Here is a 19,054-nt window from a genome sequence, read left to right as displayed (position 1 = left end):
CCGGAATCGTCCGGCAGGTGGGTGCGGAATTCACTTGGCCTCCGGGGGCTCGAACAAGACTGGGCGTTCGAGCATCGAAGGAATGTGCGACGCTTCGGCAGGTTTCGCAAAAAGATAACCTTGGCCGAAATCTGCCCCCCATTCCTGCAAGAGCCGTCTCTGCCCTTCGGTTTCAACGCCCTCGGCGGTGACCCGCATTCCAAGTTTTCGGCCTAGATCGATGATCGTAGAGACAATGGCTTTGTCGCCTTCATCATGCTCCAGCTTCTGGACGAAGCTCCGGTCGATCTTGATGTGATCAACCGGGAACTTCTTGAGATGACTCAGTGAGGCAAAGCCCGTGCCGAAATCGTCAAGTGCGATCGAAATCCCATGCTGATGGAAGCGATTGAGGATCGAGGTGATGCTCTCGGTGTTCCGGCTGAGCAGCACCGTCTCGGTCACCTCGACCTCGAAATGCTCCGGCGGGATGCCTGCATGGTTCAAGACGCGCAAGATATCATCGGCAAGGCTGGGCTGGCTGAATTCGCGGGGGGAAAGGTTGAATGCGACTCGGCCGGGATTCAGACCGGCATCGAGCCAGCCCCGTAAATCAGAGACCGCCCTGGCGAGCAGGCTCTCGCTGAGCACCAATGCCAGCCGTGAATCATCGAAGGCAGCACCAAAGTAGCCGGGGGTGAGCACGCCCCTAGATGGATGTTGCCATCGCGCCAAGATTTCCAGTCCGGCAATTCTACCGGTGATTAGGCAGGCCTTAGGTTGATAGAATGGGACGATCTCGGCTCTGGTCAGTGCCTCGCGAACTTCCTGAAGAAGAGCACTGTGTTGCTCGACGGCCTCGCGTAGGGCTGGACAATAGGTAACGACGCGATTGCGACCCTGCGCTTTGGCTTCAGAAAGCGCGATATCGGCGTCCTTCAGGAGGTCGGCAGGAGAGGCGTCATGGTCGGGAAAGGCTGCAATGCCAATACTCGCTTCGCTGGCAATGAAACGCCCGAGATGGATGATCGGCTGCCTCAGCTTTGCGGTCATGGCTTCGGCCAAGCTTGAAGCATATTCCAAACGTTGCGGATCGACGATCAGAACCGCGAACTCGTCACCGCTGAAACGGGCGACGGTATCGCATTCCCGTGTCATTGTCTTAAGGCGCGCAGCGGCCTCCTTCAGAAGAGCGTCACCTGCATCATGACCAAGCGCGTCATTGATCTCCTTGAAGTGATCGAAGTCGATTAGCAGCAGTGAAACCGAAGTACCGTTCTGCCCCGCCCTTCTGAGGGCCTCCTCCAGCCGCTTTTGTAGCAGGGCTCGGTTGGGTAAGCCCGTTAAGGCGTCATGGTTGGCGGCCCGCCAGATTTCTTCTTCTGCTTCCTTCCGGTCGGTAATGTCGAAGGTAACGCCGACGAGTCTATCGGGGCCAGCCCATTCGCCGCGCAGGCCCAGCCACATTGTCTGACCATCCGGTCTCAGATAGCGAAACTCGATGGTGTTCGAGCCCTTGACGCCCCCTCCAGGGCGGAAATGTTCGCGCAGCACGCGATCCTCTGGATGAACACGGTCGAGGAACTCCGACAGAGAAGCAGAGCCAATGCCTAGGAGGGAAGCCGCATTGTCGGAGCGGGTGACGAACTCGGTCTTGAGATCCTGCTCCCAAGCGATCATCCGGCTTGCTTGCAGGGCCAAACGCAGGCGCTCTTCGCTGGCGCGGAGGATAATTTTCGCGTGCTTTCTAGCAGTAATGTCCAGGACAGTTCCGATCTTACGACTCGGTCGTCCATCAGTGCCCAATAGGGTTCTGCCCGTTGCAGCCACCCAGCGCTCTTCGCCGGAATCCGCCCGGACAATCCGGTACGTGCCGTCGTAAGTGAGCGATGCGTCAGAGGAAGCGGCGAAAAACGAGGTCTCAACCTGCCCTCGATCTTCAGGATGGAGGCGATTGAGGAAGCTATCGCGCGTAACGGGAGCGTCGGCGGGCAGCCCCATTATGGCCTTCGCTTCACGAGACCATTCTCGCTCGCCCGAAATCAGATCAACGTCCCAAATGCCGAGCCCCGTCGTCTCGATCGCCAGTCGCAATCGCTCTTCGCTGGCATGAAGTCTCTGTTCCGCCAGCTTGCGATCGTGAATATCAACGATGCTGCCAACCCACTCCCGAAGCCTCCCATCAGCGTCATGGATCGGCACCGCGCTTGCCAAAATCCAGCGGTAGTCCCCATCGCGGCTCTTCGCTCGAAACTCGGCTTGGTAAAAGGCCTCCGACCCCTGCGCCGCTTCCCAGATGGGAATAACACGCGTGTGATCCTCGGGGTGGACTGCCATGAGCCATCCGACGCCAACATATTCTTGCTCAGTCTGCCCGGTGAGTTCGGTCCAACCTTTGCTGTGAGTGATCATTCCGTCTGGGCCTGCAAACCAGACGACAACGGCACTGGCTTCGAGCAGCCCGCTATAGTGTTCTTCGCGTACGGCGAGCGCCTTCTCCACTGCTTTGGTCTTGTGAATGTCGGTACTAGTCCCCAGCCAGCGATCGATCTTGCCGCTCATGCTGCGGATTGCGTGAGCCCGAGCCAGCATCCAGCGATACTCACCCGACTTATGCCTCAAGCGACATTCGATCTCGTAATTTTCGCCGGTTTCTAGTGAATGTTGCCAACGGGCCTGGAGCCGCCTTCTATCCTCGGGGTGGATCAGTCCCAGCCACCGGTCTCCTTGGCATTGTTCCGGCTGCGTGCCCGTAAAGGCATGCCACCTTTGATTGAAATAGTCGCGAACGCCATCAGGGCGGGCTGTCCAGATTTTTTGCGGGATAGCGTCTAAAATTGTTCGAAAACGCATCTCCCGCTCGGCCAGCTTTGCGTTGGCGCGATGCAGTTCAAGATGGTTCATGATAGATTTGGCTAACAGGTGCAGGGCTGCGCCCTGCGTGACGGTGAGCCCGTCTGGCCGAGGCCTATCGTCAAGCACGGACAACATGCCCAGCGCCAGCCCTTCTGCTGTTTCCAGACGCACTCCGGCATAGAACCTCAGGCGCGCGCCCTCACGCTTCCTCACTATGTGGTTGAAACGGAAATCATCGCAAAGGTCGCGAACAATAAACGCCTCAGGCTGGCGGATCGCGTACCCGCAGATCAATTCTATCAGCGGAACATCATGGAGATCGAGCCCCACCCCACCCTTGGTCCATTGAGGGTCATCGTCTACGAAATTGATATGCGCTATCGGCGTGTCGCATACGAAGGCCGCAACACGCGTGATTTCGTCGAAAGCGCTTTCGCGCTCGGTGCCAAATGGATCGAGCCTCCGCAAAGTCGCGCGAGCCTCGGCCTCTGACATGTGCCTCCCCGATTCTCTCATAGGCACAACAATAAATTGCTTCGATTTCGGATAGAGATGCGCGCTGAATTCTAATTCTAATTGTGTCCGCGCGTTTTTCAAGTTCTAGAAAACAACCGCGAGCAAGAGAGTTTCCGTAAGGTGATCTTAAATTTTTATTTTCCTTGCAATTGAGTATCGATACTCAAAAACAACGCGTTCACGTAGGCGAAAACGGCCCTGGCGGGCAAATTTTGTTGCCGATGCTGGCGACTCTAAAAGACCGTTTGAGAATGGGTTGAGGCGATTGCGTCGGAGGGCTTTCAAGCTTGGCATGTGGACCCGAGCGAGCCGTGGCCGGATGGCTGGATTTGAGAAGCGCGCGAAGCGCTAGCGGGAGCGGGGCGAGGCGCTCTTTGCGGCTCCGGATGCTACTTGTAACCGCGAAGTAACCACGGGCTTTCGAGCACCTTCGGAAATGCTCTCAAAATGCTCAGGCCAGAAAAGCAAAAAGCGCCGGGAAACCCGACGCTTGCATGCTTCTCTTAAGTAGAGACTGTCTGGAGCGGGCGATGGGATTCGAACCCACGACCCCAACCTTGGCAAGGTTGTGCTCTACCCCTGAGCTACACCCGCATCCGAGACATTCATCGCCGCCGCAGCGGCGATGGGCGGCTTATTGCCCATCGCCGCGAGGAGCGCAAGTGCCTTATTGCAGGAATTTCACAACTCGCTTCCCGGCAGGGCGGCGTATGAGGCGTCAGGCTTGCTCCTACCCAGAGGGAAGGCTAGGAAATCTCAGCTTTTTCGCGTTTTTCAGGACAATGATGACCGCGCCAATTTCGCCTCAGGATCTCGTCGCCGCCTTGGACAAGCTCGGTATCGAAACCACCCGGATCGACCATGAGGCGGTCTTCACCGTCGCCGAATCCAAGGAATTGCGTGGGGCGATCAGCGGCCATCACACCAAGAATCTCTTTCTCAAGGACAAGAAGGGCCGACTTTTCCTGCTCTCCGCGCTGGAGAGCACGCGAATCGACCTGAAGCGCCTGCACGAGACGCTCGGTGCCAGCGGCCGGCTCTCCTTCGGCTCGGCCGAGCTCCTGATGGAGAAGCTCGGTGTCACGCCGGGCTCCGTCACCGCCTTCGCCGTGATCAATGACCGGGCCGGCGATGTGACCATGGTTCTCGACGCCGGCCTGATGACGGGGGAGCCGATGAACTTCCATCCGCTGGTCAATACGGCGACGCTCGGCATCGCCCGCGACGACATGCTGGCCTTCCTGCGCGCGAGCGGCCACGAGCCGCTGATCGTCGCGCTGCCGGCGCCGCCAGAGGCCTGAGGTCGAAAACCTGCGCCGGACGCCGCATGAGATGCGCCGGGGCAATGGACAGAACGGATGAAGCTCCCCATCTATGGGGCGCAGATCGGGCAGCGTTGCCCGGCGGTTTCGATTGTCCGTGCGATAGCCTAAAAGGCGGGGCTGCGACCCTGCCGGCGCGGCGCCCGGCTTGTTGACGAGATGAAGGACGACCCATGCTGGTCAATGGCGAAGCGGCACCGGCCAACGGGCTGATCAAGGATACGACGACGCAGGGCTTCCGGCAGGATGTCATTGCGGAATCGATGAACCAGCCGGTGCTGGTCGATTTCTGGGCGCCCTGGTGCGGCCCGTGCAAGCAGCTGACACCGGTGATCGAGAAGGTGATCAACGAGGCCGGCGGCAAGGTCAAGCTGGTCAAGATGAACATCGACGAGCATCCGGCGATTCCCGGCCAGCTCGGCATTCAGTCGATTCCGGCGGTGATCGCCTTCCAGCGCGGCCAGCCGGTCGATGGCTTCATGGGCGCCCAGCCGGAGGGCCAGATCAAGGCCTTCATCGAGAAGCTCGTCGGGCCGATGGGGCCGGGGCCGGTCGAGGAGATGCTCGCCGCCGCCGCCGAGGCAATCGAGGCCGGCGATGCGGGCGGCGCGAGCGAACTCTATGCCGAGGTGCTGGCGGTGGAGCCGGCGAATGTCGCGGCGATCGCCGGCATGGCCCGGCTGCATTTCGACGAGGGCGACATCGAGGGCGCCAAGGGCTTCCTCGCCATGGTGCCGGCCGACAAGGCCGAGGACCAGGCCGTGACGGCGCTGCGCGCCGCGATCGAGCTCGCTGAGCAGGCGGCCTCGCTCGGCGACACCGCCGAGCTCGAGGCCAAAGTCGCCGCGAACCCGAAGGATTATCAGGCGCGTTTCGACCTCGCGCTCGCGCTGAACGCCCGCGAAAGGCGCGAGGAGGCGGTCGACCAGCTGATCGCCATTCTCAAGGCGGATCGGGGCTGGAACGAGGATGGCGCGCGCAAGCAGCTGCTGCAGTTCTTCGAGGCCTGGGGGCCGATGGACGAGCATAGCGTCGCCGGCCGGCGCAAGCTGTCGACCGCGCTCTTCGCCTAGAGCTCGTGCCGATCGGCTGGTTCTGCAAGCCGATCGGCAAAGCGGTCTCTATCCTAAAGTGAGAGCCGGAACAGGAAGGCCAGGAGCAGATGGGCAGGCGCCGATGGGCATGAACGCGGTTTATCACGGGCCTGAGGATTGCCCGGCGGTGATCCCGCTGTTTCCGCTCAGCGGCGCGCTGCTGCTGCCGCGCGGGCAGATGCCGCTCAACATCTTCGAGCCGCGCTATCTCGCCATGGTCGACGACGCGATCCGCACGCATCGCGTCATCGGACTGATCCAGCCCGAGCCGGAAAACGGCCGGCAGTCGACGGCGCCGCCGCTGCTGCAGGTCGGTTGCCTCGGCCGCATCACCCAGTTCGCCGAGACCGGCGACGACCGCTATATCCTGACCCTGACCGGCATTTCCCGCTTTCGATTGCTCGAGGAGCTTTCGGTCAGCACCGCCTATCGCCAGGCACGGGTTTCCTATGACGATTTCACGGTCGATTTCCAGGCGCGGGCCGGCGAGGAGGCCGTCGACCGCGCGAGCCTGCTCAAGGCGCTGCGCAGCTTCGCCAAGGCGAACGAGCTGAAGATCGACTGGAAGGGCGTCAACGAGGCACCGAACGAGGCTCTGGTCAACGCGCTCTCGATGATGTGCCCGTTCGGCCCGCGCGAGAAGCAGGCCCTGCTCGAGGCACCTGATCTGCGCAGCCGCGCCGAGGTTCTCGTCGCGATCACGGAAATCGAGCTCGCCCGCGGCGGCTCCGATCCGGACACGACGCTGCAGTGAGCCGTCACGAATAGACCGCCTTCCCGTGCCATTCCGGCGCGCCGCGACTTACCGATCCGGTCCGACGCGGTCTCGCTCCCACCGAACCCACAGCGTGATGCTCCGAGCCCGGCGATGAATCATTCGAGCAGTGATGGCCGTGTGGCGATCACCTATCCGCCGAGGCGCTCGGTCGTCGCCTGGATCTTCTTCGACTGGGCGGCGCAGCCCTTCTTCACCCTCGTCACGACCTTCGTCTTCGCGCCCTTCTTCGCCGCCGCGCTTGCTTCCGATCCGGCCCAGGGGCAGGCGCTCTGGGGCTATGCGACGGGCTTTGCCGGCCTCTGCATCGCCTTGCTCTCGCCCTTGCTCGGCGGCATCGCCGACCGGACCGGCCCGCGAAAGCCCTGGATCGCCAGCTTCGGGGCGCTGCTCGTCATCGGCTCGGGCATGCTCTGGTACGCCAAGCCCGGCTCGCCTGCGGCCGTGCCGATCGCGCTCGCCGGCTTCGTCATGGCGACGATCGGCGCCGAGTTCGCCACCACCTTCAACAATGCGATGATGACGCGGCTCGTGCCGCCCGAGCGTCTGGGGCGGCTTTCCGGTACCGGCTGGGCCGTCGGCTATCTCGGCGGGCTCGTATCGCTGGCCCTTACGCTCGGCCTGCTCGCCGCCGATCCGCACACCGGCAAGACGCTCGTCGGCCTCTCGCCGCTCTTCGGGCTCGATACGGCGAGCCGCGAGGGGGACCGGTTCTCCGGGCCGCTGACAGCGCTCTGGTTCGTGATTTTCGTCACGCCGATGTTCCTGCTGACGCCGGATTCGCCGCGCACCGGCATATCCTTCCGCGAGGCTGCCGGTGGCGGCGTGGCGCGGCTGAAGGCGACGCTGGCCGAGCTGCCGAGCCTGCCGGGCCTGGGCCGTTTCCTGCTCGCCAATATGATCTACCAGGACGGGCTGGTCGCGCTCTTCGCCTTCGGCGGCATTTACGGGGCAGGGGTGTTCGGCTGGCAGACGATCGAGCTCGGGGTCTTCGGCATCCTGCTTACCATCACCGGCACGCTCGGCGCTTTCCTCGGCGGCAAGCTCGACGATGCCTTCGGCGGCAAGCCGGTGATCCTCGGCGCCATCGCCTGCCTGCTCTTCGCCTGTCTCGGCATTCTCTCGCTCGGGCCGGGCCAGGTCTTCTTCTTCATCGAGGCGGTGCCGGCGGCTCCCGGCGACGGGCTCTTCGCCTCGCTGCCGGAGAAGGTCTATCTCGGGCTGGGCCTCCTGATCGGTCTCGTCGCCGGGCCCTTGCAGGCCTCCTCGCGCAGCCTGCTCGCCCGCATCGCCCCGCCGGCCCGGATCGGCGAGTTCTTCGGCCTGTTCGCGCTGTCGGGGAAGGTGACGTCCTTCATGGGGCCGACCCTGGTCGCATTGGCGACGAGCCTCTTCGCCAGTCAGCGCGCCGGGCTCGCTGTTCTGATCGGCTTTTTCCTGGCCGGGGCCTGGCTGATCGCCGGCGTGAAGGTGAGGCGGGGCTGACTGCGCCCGCCTGAACCGCTTCCGTCAAGCTCGCCCTTGTGGCGAGCATCCATGTCTTTGAACCGCAAGGCCCGAAGCAAGACGTGGATGGTCGGGACAAGCCCGACCATGACGTGAAGGAGCGCAGCGCGCCCCCCTCATCCGGCCCTTCGGGTTACCTTCTCCCGCAAGGAGAGAAGGCAAGCGCGGTCTTACGGCAGCGCCTTCAGATACCTCACCGGGCGGCCGGGCGCGGCCGCCTGCGCGGCGTGAACGATCGCGTTCGCATCGATGCCGAAATGGCGGTAGAGGTCGGCGACCGTGCCGGTCTGGCCGAAATGCTCGACGCCGAGCGCCTTCTGCTTGTGGCCGTGGACGCTGCCGAGCCAGGCCAGCGTCGCCGGATGCCCGTCCAGCACCGAGACGATGCCGCAATCGCGCGAGAGCTCGCCGAGCAGGCGCTCGACATGGCTTGTGGCGCGATGATTGCCGCGCTGGCGCGCCCGTTCCGCCGCCTGCCAGCCGGCATTCAGCCGGTCGGCCGAGGTGATGGCGAGCAGGCCGACATCGCGGCGATCCTCGCCGAGCAGGCCGACGGCCTCGATCGCTTCCGGAGCGACGGCACCGGTATAGGCGATCACCACCGAGGCGTTCGGGCCCGGCTTCCTCAGCCAATAGGCGCCGTCGATGATGTCGCGCTCCAGCTCCGGCGTCATGGCGCGCTTGGGCTGCTCGACCTGGCGGGTCGAGAGCCTGAGATAGACCGAGCCGCCGGTCTCGTCGCGCAGCCAGGTGCGCTCGTCCGGATCGCCCTCGCCATCCTTCTGCAGATACTCGAAGGACCAGCGCATCATCACGGCAAGCTCGTCGACGAAGGCCGGCTCGAAGGCGCAGAGCCCGTCCTGACTCATGCCGATCAGCGGTGTCGCGATCGACTGATGCGCGCCGCCTTCCGGCGCCAGCGTGACGCCCGACGGCGTCGCGACGACCATGAAGCGGGCATCCTGGTAGCAGGCATAGTTCAGCGCATCGAGCCCGCGCGAGATGAACGGGTCGTAGAGCGTGCCGATCGGAATCAGGCGCTCGCCGAAGATCGAATGCGACAGGCCGAGGGCCGAGAGATTGATGAACAGGTTCATCTCGGCGATGCCGAGCTCGATATGCTGGCCCTTGGGAGAGAACTCCCATTTCTGCATCGAGGGGATGCGCTCGTCCTTGAAGGTGTCGGCCATCGAGGCGCGCGCGAACAGGCCGCGCCGGTTGACCCAGGGGCCGAGATTGGTCGAGACCGTGACGTCCGGAGCCGTGGTGACGATGCGGTCGGCCAGCGGCCCGCCCAGCTTGGCGAGCTCGTCGAGCACCTTGCCGAAGCCCATCTGCGTCGACATCACCGGTTGGATCCCGGCTTCGAGCTTCTCCGGCACGGGGAGAGCGGGGGCGCTGTAGCGGCGGCGGCCCTCGGCGAAGAACGGCACCTTGTCGAGGAAGGCGCGGATCTCGCTCTCGGACAGGGAGAGGCCCTCGAACAGGTCCCATTCATGGCCCGGGCGGACCTTGTTGGCCTGCTTGAAGCCTTCCATCTGCTCCTTGGTCATCAGCCCGGCATGGTTGTCCTTATGCCCGGCGAGCGGCAGGCCGAAGCCCTTGACCGTGTAGGCCAGGAAGCAGACCGGCCGGTCATGGTCGATCGCCTCGAAGGCTTCGAGGATCGAGGGCAAATCGTGACCGCCGAGATTGCACATCAGCTTCGAGAGCTCGGCATCGGAGCGCTTCTCGATCAGCTTGGTCACCGGGCCCTGGTCGCCGAGATCGTCCATCAGGCGCTTGCGCCAGGCCGCGCCGCCCTGGAAGGTCAGGGCCGAATAGAGCTGGTTCGGGCAGGAATCGATCCAGGCCTTCAGCCGCTCGCCGCCCTTCTCCTTGAAGGCGGCCTGCTGCAGCGAGCCGTATTTCAGGGTGACGACGTCCCAGCCGAAATTGCGGAACATCGTCTCGAAGCGGTCATAGAGGCCTTCGCGGATCACGGCGTCGAGCGACTGGCGGTTATAGTCGATCACCCACCAGGTGTTGCGCACGCCATGCTTCCAGCCCTCCATCAGAGCCTCGAAGATGTTGCCCTCGTCGAGCTCGGCATCGCCGATCAGCGAGACCATGCGGCCTTCGGGCCGGTCCTTCGCCCAGCCATGCGCCTTCACATAGTCCTGGGTCAGCGAGGAGAACAGCGTCTGTGCCACGCCGAGGCCGACCGAGCCGGTCGAGAAATCGACGTCGTCAATGTCCTTGGTGCGCGAGGGATAGCTCTGCGCGCCCTTGTAGCCGCGGAAATTCTCGAGCTTCTCGCGGGTCTGCAGCCCCATCAGATAGTTGATGGCGTGGAAGATCGGCGAGGCATGCGGCTTCACCGCGACCCGGTCCTGCGGCTTCAGCGCGGCCATGTAGAGCGCGGTCATGATGGTGGCCAGCGAGGCCGAGGAGGCCTGATGGCCGCCGACCTTCATGCCGTCGCCATTGTCGCGCAGATGGTTGGCGTTGTGGATCGTCCACGAGGCCAGCCAGAGGATCTTCTTTTCCAGTTCGGCGAGAATGGGCAGGCGGGGATCGGACATCGGGCGCGCTCCTTGGATTAGCGTATCATGCACATCCGCTCTGGCGAAAGCAGCTAAAGACGACGCTACGCTCTTCTTAACTTGGCGGATTTCGCTAAGGTTGCGGCGAGGAGCGAGAATTCATGCCAAATCCCAAACTCGACGATATCGATCGCCGCATCGTGCAGGCCCTACAGGCCGACGGGCGGATGAGCATTCTGGACCTCGCCGCCCAGGTCGGCCTGTCCCCGAGCCCCTGCGCAAGGCGGGTGAGGCTTCTCGAGGAGGCCGGGGTGATCAAGGGCTATGTCGCGGTGATCGACCAGGAGAAGCTCGGCCTTCCCGTCTCGGTCTTCGCCTCGATCAAGCTGGAGCGGCAGCGCGAGGAGGAGCTCGACCGTTTCGGCGCGGCCGTGCAGCGCTGGCCGGAGGTCGCCGACTGCTATCTGATGACCGGCCAGCGCGACTATCTCCTGCGCATCATCGTCAGCGATCTCGCCGCCTATGAGCGCTTCCTGAAGGACAAGCTGACGAGGCTCGACAATGTCGCCTCGATCGAATCGAGTTTCGCGCTCGGCCAGGTCAAGCGCTCCTTCTCGGTGCCGGTCGAGTTGGGGGTGAGCTGAGCCGCGTCGATCGTCGCTTGTCCGGGATGACGGCTTTCGTTTCAATCGGACGCGCCGTCCCCGTCACGGACGGGCCCGCCGGAGGACGACGATGCTGGAACTGCGCCCGAACTGCGAACTCTGCGACCGTGACCTGCCGCCGGCCTCGCTTGAGGCGCGGATCTGCAGCTATGAATGCACCTACTGCGCGGAGTGCGCCGAGCGGGTGCTGGAGAACGTCTGCCCGAGCTGCGGCGGGGGCTTCGTCCAGCGTCCGATCCGCCCGGTCAACGATCTGCGCGGCATCGGGCTCGGCCTCGCCAATCGCCCGGCCTCGACCATCCGCAAGCATTCGAAATGGACGCCAGAGCAGCGCCGCGAGTTGGCGCAGCGCCTGCGGGCCGTGCCGCCGCAGGAGCGGTGAGCGCGCGCGTTTTCCTGGAATGACAGTCGTTTAGAGACGGGGGCGGAATCGATCTCTCAGAGAGCGTCCCGGCAGGAGCGCCACGGCTATCGTCCCTGCTTCGTCTCCAGGCTCTTGCTCCAGCGCGACAGCGCAAAGCAGATCAGCCAGTAGATGCCGCCCGAGAACACATAGGCCTCCATGTTCATGCCGACCCAGTTCGGATCGGCGAGCGAGGCCTGGGCGATGCCGAGCAGGTCGAGGATCGAAACGACGAGGACCAGCGTGGTGTTCTTCACCAGTGCGATGAACTCGTTGGTGATCGCCGGCAGCGAGATCCGCAGCGCCTGCGGCAGGATGATGAACGAGGTCGCCTTCCAATAGGTCAGGCCGAGAGCGGTTGCGGCCTCGCGCTGGCCCTTGGGCAGGGCCTGCAAGCCGCCGCGCACGGCTTCCGCCATATAGGCGGCGATGCAGAAGCCGAGCCCGATCACGGCGCGCGCCAGCCGGTCGACGCCGATGCCGGTGGGCATGATCAGCGGCAGCAGCAGCGAGGCGAGGAAGATCACCGCAATGATCGGCACGCCGCGCCAGAACTCGATGAACAGCCCCGCGATCAGCCGGACGACCTTGAGTTCCGACTGCCGGCCGAGCGCCAGCAGGATGCCGAGCGGGATCGCGATCAGGCTGGCATAGATCGAGATGAAGACGGTCAGCATCAGCCCGCCCCATTCGCGCGTTTCGATGGCTCTCAGGCCATATCCGCCGCCGAGCAGCCAGACGCCGAGCAGCGGCAGGATGACGAGCGCGGCAAGGCCGAAACGCAGCCTCAGCCGCTGCGGCGCGAAGACGACGGCGCCACCGCCGAGCAGGAAGGCGAGCCCGGCGAGATTCGGCCGCCAGCGCTCCTCGATCGGATAGAAGCCGTACATGAACTGACCGAAGCGGGCCTTGACGAAGACCCAGCAGGCGCCGGTGCCGGTGCAGTCATTGCGCGTCTGCCCGTTCCATGTCGCGTCGATCAGCGCCCAGCGAATGATCGGGGTCGCGATCCAGGCGATGGCGGCGGCGAGCAGCAGCGTCACCACCGCCGTCATCGGCGTGCCGAACAGGCGCTCGCGCCAGCTGGTCGGGACGCCGGTCCTCATCGCGTCACCAGCGCGATGCGGGCATTGTACCAGTTCATGAAGGCCGAGACGGCGAGGCCGATGACCAGATAGACGGCGAGCGTCATGGCGATGATCTCGATCGCCTGGCCGGTATTGTTGAGCGCCGAGCCCATGAACAGGCTGACCACGTCGGGATAGGCGATCGCGGCGCCGAAGGACGAGTTCTTCAGCACGTTGAGATATTGGTTGGTCATTGGCGGCGTCATCACCCGCAGCGCCTGTGGGATGGTGACGAGCCGCAGCGTCGGGCCGGGCTTGAGGCCGAGCGCCGCCGAGGCCTCGATCTGGCCGTGCGGCACCGACTGGATGCCGCCTCGCACGATCTCGGCGATGAAGCCGGCGGTATAGGTGACCAATGCCGCCAGCAGCGCGACGAATTCCGGGATGACGACGAAGCCGCCGCGATAGTTGAAGCCGCGCAGCACGGGAATGTCCCAGCGCGTCGCCAGCGTCGCCCAGGCAAGCGCGAGGACGGGGACGAGGACGAGCAGCAGCAGGCCGATACGCAGCACCGGCGCGTCGCGCCCGGTCGCTTCCTTGCGACGCCTGGCCCAGCGCAGGAACAGCCAGTGCAGCAGGCAGGAGGCCGCAATCGCGATGAAGGCGTAGCGGAAGTTGGCGCCGGCATCGGGCAGCGGGATGGTCAGACCGCGATTGTTGAGGAAGGCGACGCCGAAGACCGACAGGCTCTCGCGCGGCGCGGGCAGGGCGGCGATGACGCCGAAATACCAGAACAGCACGAAGAACAGCAGCGGGATGTTGCGGACGAACTCGACATAGGCGCCGGCCATGGCCTGGACGAGCCAGATCGAGGAGAGCCGGGCGATGCCGATCAGGAAGCCGAGCAGCGTCGAGAGCACCAGCGCGATCGCCGTCACCAGCAGCGTATTGGCGACGCCGGCCCAGAACAGGGAGAGGATGTTGTCGGACTGGGTGTAATTGGTGATGACGAAGGGGACCTCGATGCCGGAGGTCCGCCAGAGGAAATCGAAGCCCGAGGCGATGCCGGCCTGGACCATGTTCTGCGAGGCGTTGCGGATGAAGTAGATCAGCAGCGCCGCAAGTCCGATCAGCAGCGCGGCCTGGTAGAACCAGTCGCGCACCCGCTTGTCGTTGATGAAGGCGAGGGCTTTGCTCACGATCGCAGGCTCGCTGAGAAGGCTGAAAGTGCGGGCCGTCATTCCGGCCGCAGCGAAGCGAAGGGCCGGAATCCATCGCAGGGCGAGGCGCTCCACGATGGATTCCGGAGCTGCGCGGCTAAGCCGCTGGTCCGGAATGACGGCGGTTCCGGCGCCTGAGGCGCAGCCGCCGTCCCGCTCTCACTGGAAGGGCGGCGTGAACAGCAGCCCGCCCTTGGTCCAGAGCTGGTTCTGGCCGCGCTCGAGCTTCAGCGTCGAGCCCATCCCGACGGTGCGCTCATAGCTCTCGCCATAGTTTCCGACCTGCTTGATCACCTTGTACATCCAGTCGTCGGGCAGCCCCATCATCGCGCCGAAGCCGCCCTCGGCGCCGAGCAGGCGGCGGACCTCGGTGTTCTTCGAGTTCGCCTTCATCTCGTCGACGTTCTTGGAGGTCACGCCGAGCATTTCGGCGGCGATGGTCCCGTTCAGCACCCAGCGCACGATCAGTTGCCAGCGCTCGTCGCCCCAGCGCGTCACCGGGCCCTGCGGGTCGTTCGAGATCGGCTTGGTCAGGATGATGTGGTCGTCCGGGACCTTGAGCTTGACGCGCTGGCCGGCGAGGGCGCCGACGCCGGCGGTATAGGCGTCGCAGCGACCGCTGTCATAGGCGGTGATGGCGTCGTCATTCTTCTGGAAGTTGGTGATGGTGACCTTGAGGTTGCGCTCGCGGAACCAGTCGGCGGCGTTCTTCTCTTCGGTCGAGCCGGCTGCGACGCAGATCGAGGCGCCGTCGAGATCCTCTGCCGACTTCACATTCGCCTTCTTGCGGACGATGAAGGTCTGGCCTTCGTAGAAGTTGATGCCCTGGAAGTTCAGGCCGAGCGTGGCGTTGCGCGAGAAGGTGATGGTCGAGTTGCGCGAGAGCAGGTCGACCTGGCCCGATTGCAGGATCGGCCAGCGCTGCTGCACCGAAGTCGGCGTGAACTTGACCTTGGTGGCGTCGCCGAGCACGGCGGCAGCCAGCGCCTTGCAATAGTCGACGTCGAGGCCGGTCCATTCGCCCTTGTCATTGGCGAAGGAGAAGCCGGGCAGGCCGAGATGCACGCCGCATTCGATATGGCCGCGCGCCTTGACGGCATCGAGCGTCGGGCTCGGCGCGAGCTGCTGGGCGAGCGCCATCGAGGCGCTCCCGGCGAAGATGGCTCCTGCGAGATAGATGGTCTTCATGTCGCTCCCCTGCGTCCTTAGGCGTCATGCGCGGCGCTGGGGCTGACTATGCAACAGGCGCATCGGGAGAGGTAGGGGGGGCGACAAATCTAGCTGACGTCTTCCGTCACCAGCCGCGCTGGGCCTTGATCGCGCGCTTCTGCATCTCCTTCTGATCCTTCCAATAGGCTTTCTGGTCCTGCCGCTGCATCTCGTAATAGTCGCGGATGCGCTCCTTGCGCGAGGTCGAGTTGCGGTAGTCCTTCCAGTCGTAATGGTCGTCATGGACATCGTCGTCGCCGAGCGCGTCGAGGAAGTTCTTCAGCAGCGAGCGCGCGGGCTCGACCGGCAGGGCTTGCGTGCCGACCGGCAAGGGCGCGAAGGCGGGCGCCGCGATCGCGACCGGCGCGGCCGCGATGAAGGCGGCCAGGCTCAGAATGAGGGCAGGGCGGAGAATCATGTCGGATATCCTCGCTGTGGCCGGCATCACTGTGCCGGCGCTCGGCTGAAGAGATGCGGCAGCTCGGGGCTGAGCCAGCGCAGCTGCGTGATCCTGCCATTGTTGTCGGGCTCGAAGCGCAGACGGGTGAAGGCCTCGCCGCCGCTCATCGCCACCGGGGCGGCAAAGTCGCCGACCGGTGCGAGCGTCGCCGCGAACAGGAAAGGGTCGTCCCGACTCGCTTCGAGCAGGCCGATTGCCTCGGTCGCCTCCAGTTTCATCTGGAGGTTGCCGTTGACCAGGGTGATGGTCGCCTCGCCGAGGATCGGCGAGACATAGGTTCCGGCGAGGGCGGAGGCATTGGCAGCCAGGGATCCGGGGACGAAGCCGGCGGCCTCTTTCAGCGCGGCTTCGCGCTTTGCCTTCGCGGCGGCGGCGCCGAGCGCGATATTGTCGACGACCGGATTGCCGAGGACGCGGTCGTAGAACCACATGCCCAACGCGTCCGCCATGCCGCTATTCTCGAGATTGGTCAGGATGACGATGCCGGTCCTGGCATCGGGCAGGAAGCCCGCATGGGCGCCGAAGCCGAAGGTTCCGCCATTGTGCCAGATGACCCGCCCGCGCGGCGTCGCGCTGATGATCCAGCCGACCGCATAGCTGGTCCGCTCGTTCATGGCGACGCGCGGCGTCCAGGTTACGTCGAGATGCTCTTCCGAGACGACGACCTTGCCGTCGAAGATGCCGCGGCCGAGCTGCAGGCGCAGCCATTTCGCCATGTCGGGCACGTTCGAGTTGAGGCCCCCGGCGGGCCCGTGCGCATAGGGGAAGGAGGGATGGAACGGCACCGCGACGGGGGCGGCGTCGAGCCGGTGCCCGGTCGCGTGGTCTGTGGCTTTCTCGATCGCCTCGGCGCTCGCCGAGGTCGATGCCATGCCGAGCGGGTCGAGCACGCCGCGCTTCAGAGAGGCGAACCAGGAGGGCGTGCCATTGGCCTTGGCGACGATCTCGCCGCCGACGATATGCGGGATGTTGAGATAGCGGAAATCGGAGCGGAAGGCGCCTGTCTGCGGCGCCACGCGCATCGAGCGGATCAGTGTTGCCTTGTCGAAGCCGAGCAGGGCGAGGGCGTCATTGACGTAAGGCGTCAGCCCGGAACGCTGCGCCGCGAGGTCGAGCACGCGGAAGTCGCGGGTGATCCAGGGATCGGAGAGCTGGAAGGCTGGGTGATGGTCGATCACCGGGTCGTTCCAGCCGACCCGGCCGGCATCGACCGCCTGCGCCAGCGTCACGCCGAGAAAGGCCTTTGTCGTCGAGCCGACCTGGAACAGCGTCTCCGCGCCCACCGCTTCGGGCTTGCCCTGGGCTTTGACACCAAAACCCTTGGCGTAGATCAGCTTGTCGTCATGGACGATGCCGAGCGCGACGCCGGGCACCGAAAACGCCTTCATGCCGGCGGCGATCTGCTTCTCCAGCTCCGGCAACAGCGCTTCGATCGTTGCTTGGCTCGGCTCCTGCGCCTGCACGCCGCTGACGGTCAACGCGCCGGCGAGCGCAAGGCCGCGCAGAAAGGTGGCTCCCAGGAAACGCTTCATCCAGTCGCTCCAGAACATTGAAAAGGCCGAGAATTCGCGGCTAGGAGACGCGGCGGCCCGGCAGGTGGCCGCAAGCTCGCATGGTCTTGTCTGCCGTTAGGTAAACAGGATCGGGAGATTCTGACCAGATGGTTGTGTCGGTCCGGTGTCAGCCCGGCAGGAAGGCGAGCCGGCCATCGGCATCGCGCACAGTCTCGACCGCGCTGCCGTAGAGCGCGACGAGATTATCCGGTGTCAGCAGGGCGGCTGCGGGCCCGCTCGCCAAGGCGCGCCCGTCGCGCAGCAGCATCACCCGGTCGGCATAGCGCAGTGCCTGGTTCGGGTCGTGCGTCGTGAAGAGCACGCCGAGCCCTTCCGCCGCGAGGCGCCGGATCTGGGCCATCACCTTGCCCTGGTTGCCGAAATCGAGGCTGGCGGTCGGCTCGTCGAGGATGATGTAGCGCGGTTCCTGCGCCAGAGCGCGGGCGACGAGCGCGAGTTGCCGCTCGCCGCCGGAGATCTCGGTGTAAGGTCGCTGTGCCAGCGTGGCGATGCCGAGCCGCTCCAGCATGGCCTGCGCGACGGCGCGATCATGGGCCGAGGGGGCGGCGAAGAGCCCGGCATGAGCCGTGCGGCCCATCAGGACTATCTCGGCGACGGTGAAGGCGAAGGTGCCGGCATGGGCCTGCGGCACATAGCCGAGCGCCCGCGCCCGCGCGCCGATACCGAGCGCGGCCAGCGGCTGGCCGTCGAGGCTGAGGCCGCCGCCGCGGGCAGGCAGCAGGCCGAGCAGGGTCTTGAGCAGGGTGGTCTTGCCATGGCCGTTCGGGCCGAGCAGCGCCATGACCTCGCCGGCTTTCAGGGCAAGTTCGATGTCGCGGCCGATCTCGCGCTCGCGATAGCCATAGGCGAGGGCGCTGGCTGCGAGGCTCACGACCAGCCCCCGCGTGCCGAGGCCAGCAGCCAGATGAAGAAGGGCGTCCCGATCACGGCGGTGAGGATGCCGAGCGGCGTCTCGACCGGCGCGGCGGTGCGGGCGAGCGTATCGATGGCGAGGAGATAGCCGGCTCCGAGGATAGCCGCCGTCGGCAGCAGCCGGCTGAAATCCGGCCCGACCAGGAAGCGCGCCAGATGCGGCACGACGAGGCCGACCCAGCCGATGATGCCTGCGGCCGCGACGCTGGCAGCCGTCACCAGCGTCGCCGCGGCGACGATGGCGATGCGCAAGGGACCGGTGGCTAGGCCGAGGGCCCGGGCCTCCTGCTCCGGAAGGGACATCACGTTCATCCGCCAGCGCAAGGCGAGCAGCACGCCGGTGCCGACCAGGACCGGGCCGAGCAAAGGCAGGAGATCGGGCCTGGCGGTGCCCGCGAGGCTGCCGAGCAGCCAGAAGGTGATCGCCGGCAGCTGGTTGTAGGGGTCGGCCCAGTATTTGATCAGCCCGATTCCGGCCCCGAGCAGCGAGCCGACGACGACGCCGGTCAGCACCAGCACCAGCACCGGATCGCCGCGTCTGATCGTCGAGCCGACCGCATAAACCGCGCCGACGGCGACGAGCCCGCCGATGAAGGCGGCGAGCTGGATCGCCAGCAGGCCGAGCGAGAGATAGATGCCGATGACCGCACCCAGCGCCGCGCCGGAGGAGGCGCCGAGGATGTCCGGGGAGACGAGCGGGTTGCGGAACAGGCCCTGGAAGGCGGCGCCGGCGACGGCGAGCGCCGCGCCGCACAGGATCGCCGCGAGGACGCGTGGGCCGCGAATGTTCCAGATCACGGTCTCGACCTGCGGCGGCAGATCGGATGGTCTGTCCGAGAGCCATGCCCAGATCGAGCCGATGATATCGCCCGGGCCGACCGGAAACCGGCCGAGCGCGAAAGCGCCGATCACGGCGAGCCCGAGCAGTCCGAGGGCGATCAGGTTGCCGCGCAGGGGAGACGAGGCCAAGG

At 65.1% G+C, this 19,054-nt stretch carries 15 protein-coding genes and 1 tRNA gene; 6 read left to right on the top strand and 10 right to left on the bottom strand.

Annotated elements, in window-relative coordinates; translation table 11 throughout:
* Positions 1–30: 30 nt before the first annotated feature.
* Together ACWGRX_RS03935 and ACWGRX_RS03930 are read right to left on the bottom strand one after the other, a co-directional pair.
* Positions 31–3,330 (bottom strand): sensor domain-containing protein, encoded by a 3,300-nt coding sequence (locus ACWGRX_RS03935; RefSeq protein WP_452116484.1) that lies wholly within the window; start codon positions 3,328–3,330, stop codon positions 31–33.
* Between the two features lie 540 nt (positions 3,331–3,870).
* Positions 3,871–3,945: transfer RNA gene (locus ACWGRX_RS03930), tRNA-Gly, on the bottom strand.
* Positions 3,946–4,136: 191 nt separating this feature from the next.
* On the opposite strand from ACWGRX_RS03930, the gene ACWGRX_RS03925 reads away from it, so the two are divergent.
* The 4 genes from ACWGRX_RS03925 (at position 4,137) to ACWGRX_RS03910 (ending at position 8,027) form a co-directional block, all read left to right on the top strand.
* The gene (locus ACWGRX_RS03925; protein ID WP_452116483.1) at positions 4,137–4,652 is read left to right on the top strand and encodes a prolyl-tRNA synthetase associated domain-containing protein; all 516 of its coding nucleotides are present in this window, start codon (positions 4,137–4,139) and stop codon (positions 4,650–4,652) included.
* 194 nt (positions 4,653–4,846) lie between these two features.
* Positions 4,847–5,746 (top strand): thioredoxin, encoded by a 900-nt coding sequence (gene trxA / locus ACWGRX_RS03920; RefSeq protein ID WP_291638878.1) that lies wholly within the window; start codon positions 4,847–4,849, stop codon positions 5,744–5,746.
* 103 nt (positions 5,747–5,849) lie between these two features.
* On the top strand, positions 5,850–6,521 hold the full coding sequence (locus tag ACWGRX_RS03915) for an LON peptidase substrate-binding domain-containing protein (protein ID WP_291638877.1): 672 nt from the start codon (positions 5,850–5,852) through the stop codon (positions 6,519–6,521).
* A 114-nt stretch (positions 6,522–6,635) separates the two neighbouring features.
* Positions 6,636–8,027: an MFS transporter gene (locus tag ACWGRX_RS03910; protein WP_452116482.1), complete on the top strand. Its 1,392-nt coding sequence runs from the start codon at positions 6,636–6,638 to the stop codon at positions 8,025–8,027.
* Positions 8,028–8,218: 191 nt separating this feature from the next.
* On the opposite strand, the gene ACWGRX_RS03905 is transcribed toward ACWGRX_RS03910, so the two are convergent.
* Positions 8,219–10,612 carry a transketolase-like TK C-terminal-containing protein gene (locus ACWGRX_RS03905; RefSeq protein ID WP_452116481.1) on the bottom strand — a complete coding sequence of 798 codons (2,394 nt, stop codon included), beginning with the start codon at positions 10,610–10,612 and terminating at the stop codon, positions 8,219–8,221.
* A gap of 122 nt (positions 10,613–10,734) precedes the next feature.
* Here ACWGRX_RS03905 and ACWGRX_RS03900 point away from each other — a divergent pair, with 122 nt between their 5' ends.
* Both ACWGRX_RS03900 and ACWGRX_RS03895 read left to right on the top strand, forming a co-directional pair.
* On the top strand, positions 10,735–11,217 hold the full coding sequence (locus tag ACWGRX_RS03900) for an Lrp/AsnC family transcriptional regulator (protein WP_291638874.1): 483 nt from the start codon (positions 10,735–10,737) through the stop codon (positions 11,215–11,217).
* Between the two features lie 91 nt (positions 11,218–11,308).
* On the top strand, positions 11,309–11,620 hold the full coding sequence (locus tag ACWGRX_RS03895) for a DUF1272 domain-containing protein (RefSeq protein ID WP_452116480.1): 312 nt from the start codon (positions 11,309–11,311) through the stop codon (positions 11,618–11,620).
* Positions 11,621–11,706: 86 nt separating this feature from the next.
* Here the strand turns inward: ACWGRX_RS03895 and ACWGRX_RS03890 are convergent, their stop codons facing one another.
* From ACWGRX_RS03890 to ACWGRX_RS03860, 7 genes are all read right to left on the bottom strand, one after another.
* Entirely contained in the window at positions 11,707–12,747 is a 1,041-nt protein-coding gene (locus ACWGRX_RS03890; protein WP_452116479.1) for an amino acid ABC transporter permease, read from the bottom strand.
* Positions 12,744–13,907, bottom strand: a complete 1,164-nt coding sequence (locus ACWGRX_RS03885) for an amino acid ABC transporter permease (RefSeq protein WP_452116478.1) — start codon at positions 13,905–13,907, stop codon at positions 12,744–12,746. The genes ACWGRX_RS03890 and ACWGRX_RS03885 overlap by 4 nt, the downstream gene beginning before the upstream one ends.
* Before the next feature lie 180 nt (positions 13,908–14,087).
* Positions 14,088–15,116, bottom strand: a complete 1,029-nt coding sequence (locus ACWGRX_RS03880; protein ID WP_291647058.1) for an amino acid ABC transporter substrate-binding protein — start codon at positions 15,114–15,116, stop codon at positions 14,088–14,090.
* A 106-nt stretch (positions 15,117–15,222) separates the two neighbouring features.
* Positions 15,223–15,555 (bottom strand): hypothetical protein, encoded by a 333-nt coding sequence (locus ACWGRX_RS03875; protein ID WP_452116477.1) that lies wholly within the window; start codon positions 15,553–15,555, stop codon positions 15,223–15,225.
* A 26-nt stretch (positions 15,556–15,581) separates the two neighbouring features.
* Entirely contained in the window at positions 15,582–17,129 is a 1,548-nt protein-coding gene (locus ACWGRX_RS03870) for a serine hydrolase domain-containing protein (protein WP_452116476.1), read from the bottom strand.
* Between the two features lie 148 nt (positions 17,130–17,277).
* Positions 17,278–18,042 (bottom strand): ABC transporter ATP-binding protein, encoded by a 765-nt coding sequence (locus tag ACWGRX_RS03865; RefSeq protein WP_452116475.1) that lies wholly within the window; start codon positions 18,040–18,042, stop codon positions 17,278–17,280.
* A complete protein-coding gene (locus ACWGRX_RS03860; RefSeq protein WP_452116474.1) occupies positions 18,039–19,052 on the bottom strand; it encodes a FecCD family ABC transporter permease in 1,014 nt (337 codons plus the stop codon). Before ACWGRX_RS03860 ends, ACWGRX_RS03865 begins: the two co-directional genes overlap by 4 nt.
* Between the last annotated feature and the right edge of the window lie 2 nt (positions 19,053–19,054).

Source organism: Allobosea sp. NPDC055594 (genome assembly GCF_053618995.1).
This window is presented reverse-complemented; position numbering and strand designations above follow the sequence as displayed.

Bases quoted from the DNA above. Each gene is read 5' to 3' on its own strand.
- ACWGRX_RS03875 (WP_452116477.1), bottom strand. From the start codon at position 15,555: ATGATTCTCCGCCCTGCCCTCATTCTGAGCCTGGCCGCCTTCATCGCG.
- ACWGRX_RS03890 (WP_452116479.1), bottom strand. From the start codon at position 12,747: ATGAGGACCGGCGTCCCGACCAGCTGGCGCGAGCGCCTGTTCGGCACG.
- ACWGRX_RS03905 (WP_452116481.1), bottom strand. From the start codon at position 10,612: ATGTCCGATCCCCGCCTGCCCATTCTCGCCGAACTGGAAAAGAAGATC.
- ACWGRX_RS03880 (WP_291647058.1), bottom strand. From the start codon at position 15,116: ATGAAGACCATCTATCTCGCAGGAGCCATCTTCGCCGGGAGCGCCTCG.
- trxA (WP_291638878.1), top strand. From the start codon at position 4,847: ATGCTGGTCAATGGCGAAGCGGCACCGGCCAACGGGCTGATCAAGGAT.
- ACWGRX_RS03925 (WP_452116483.1), top strand. From the start codon at position 4,137: ATGACCGCGCCAATTTCGCCTCAGGATCTCGTCGCCGCCTTGGACAAG.
- ACWGRX_RS03910 (WP_452116482.1), top strand. From the start codon at position 6,636: ATGAATCATTCGAGCAGTGATGGCCGTGTGGCGATCACCTATCCGCCG.
- ACWGRX_RS03870 (WP_452116476.1), bottom strand. From the start codon at position 17,129: ATGAAGCGTTTCCTGGGAGCCACCTTTCTGCGCGGCCTTGCGCTCGCC.
- ACWGRX_RS03935 (WP_452116484.1), bottom strand. From the start codon at position 3,330: ATGTCAGAGGCCGAGGCTCGCGCGACTTTGCGGAGGCTCGATCCATTT.
- ACWGRX_RS03895 (WP_452116480.1), top strand. From the start codon at position 11,309: ATGCTGGAACTGCGCCCGAACTGCGAACTCTGCGACCGTGACCTGCCG.
- ACWGRX_RS03900 (WP_291638874.1), top strand. From the start codon at position 10,735: ATGCCAAATCCCAAACTCGACGATATCGATCGCCGCATCGTGCAGGCC.
- ACWGRX_RS03915 (WP_291638877.1), top strand. From the start codon at position 5,850: ATGGGCATGAACGCGGTTTATCACGGGCCTGAGGATTGCCCGGCGGTG.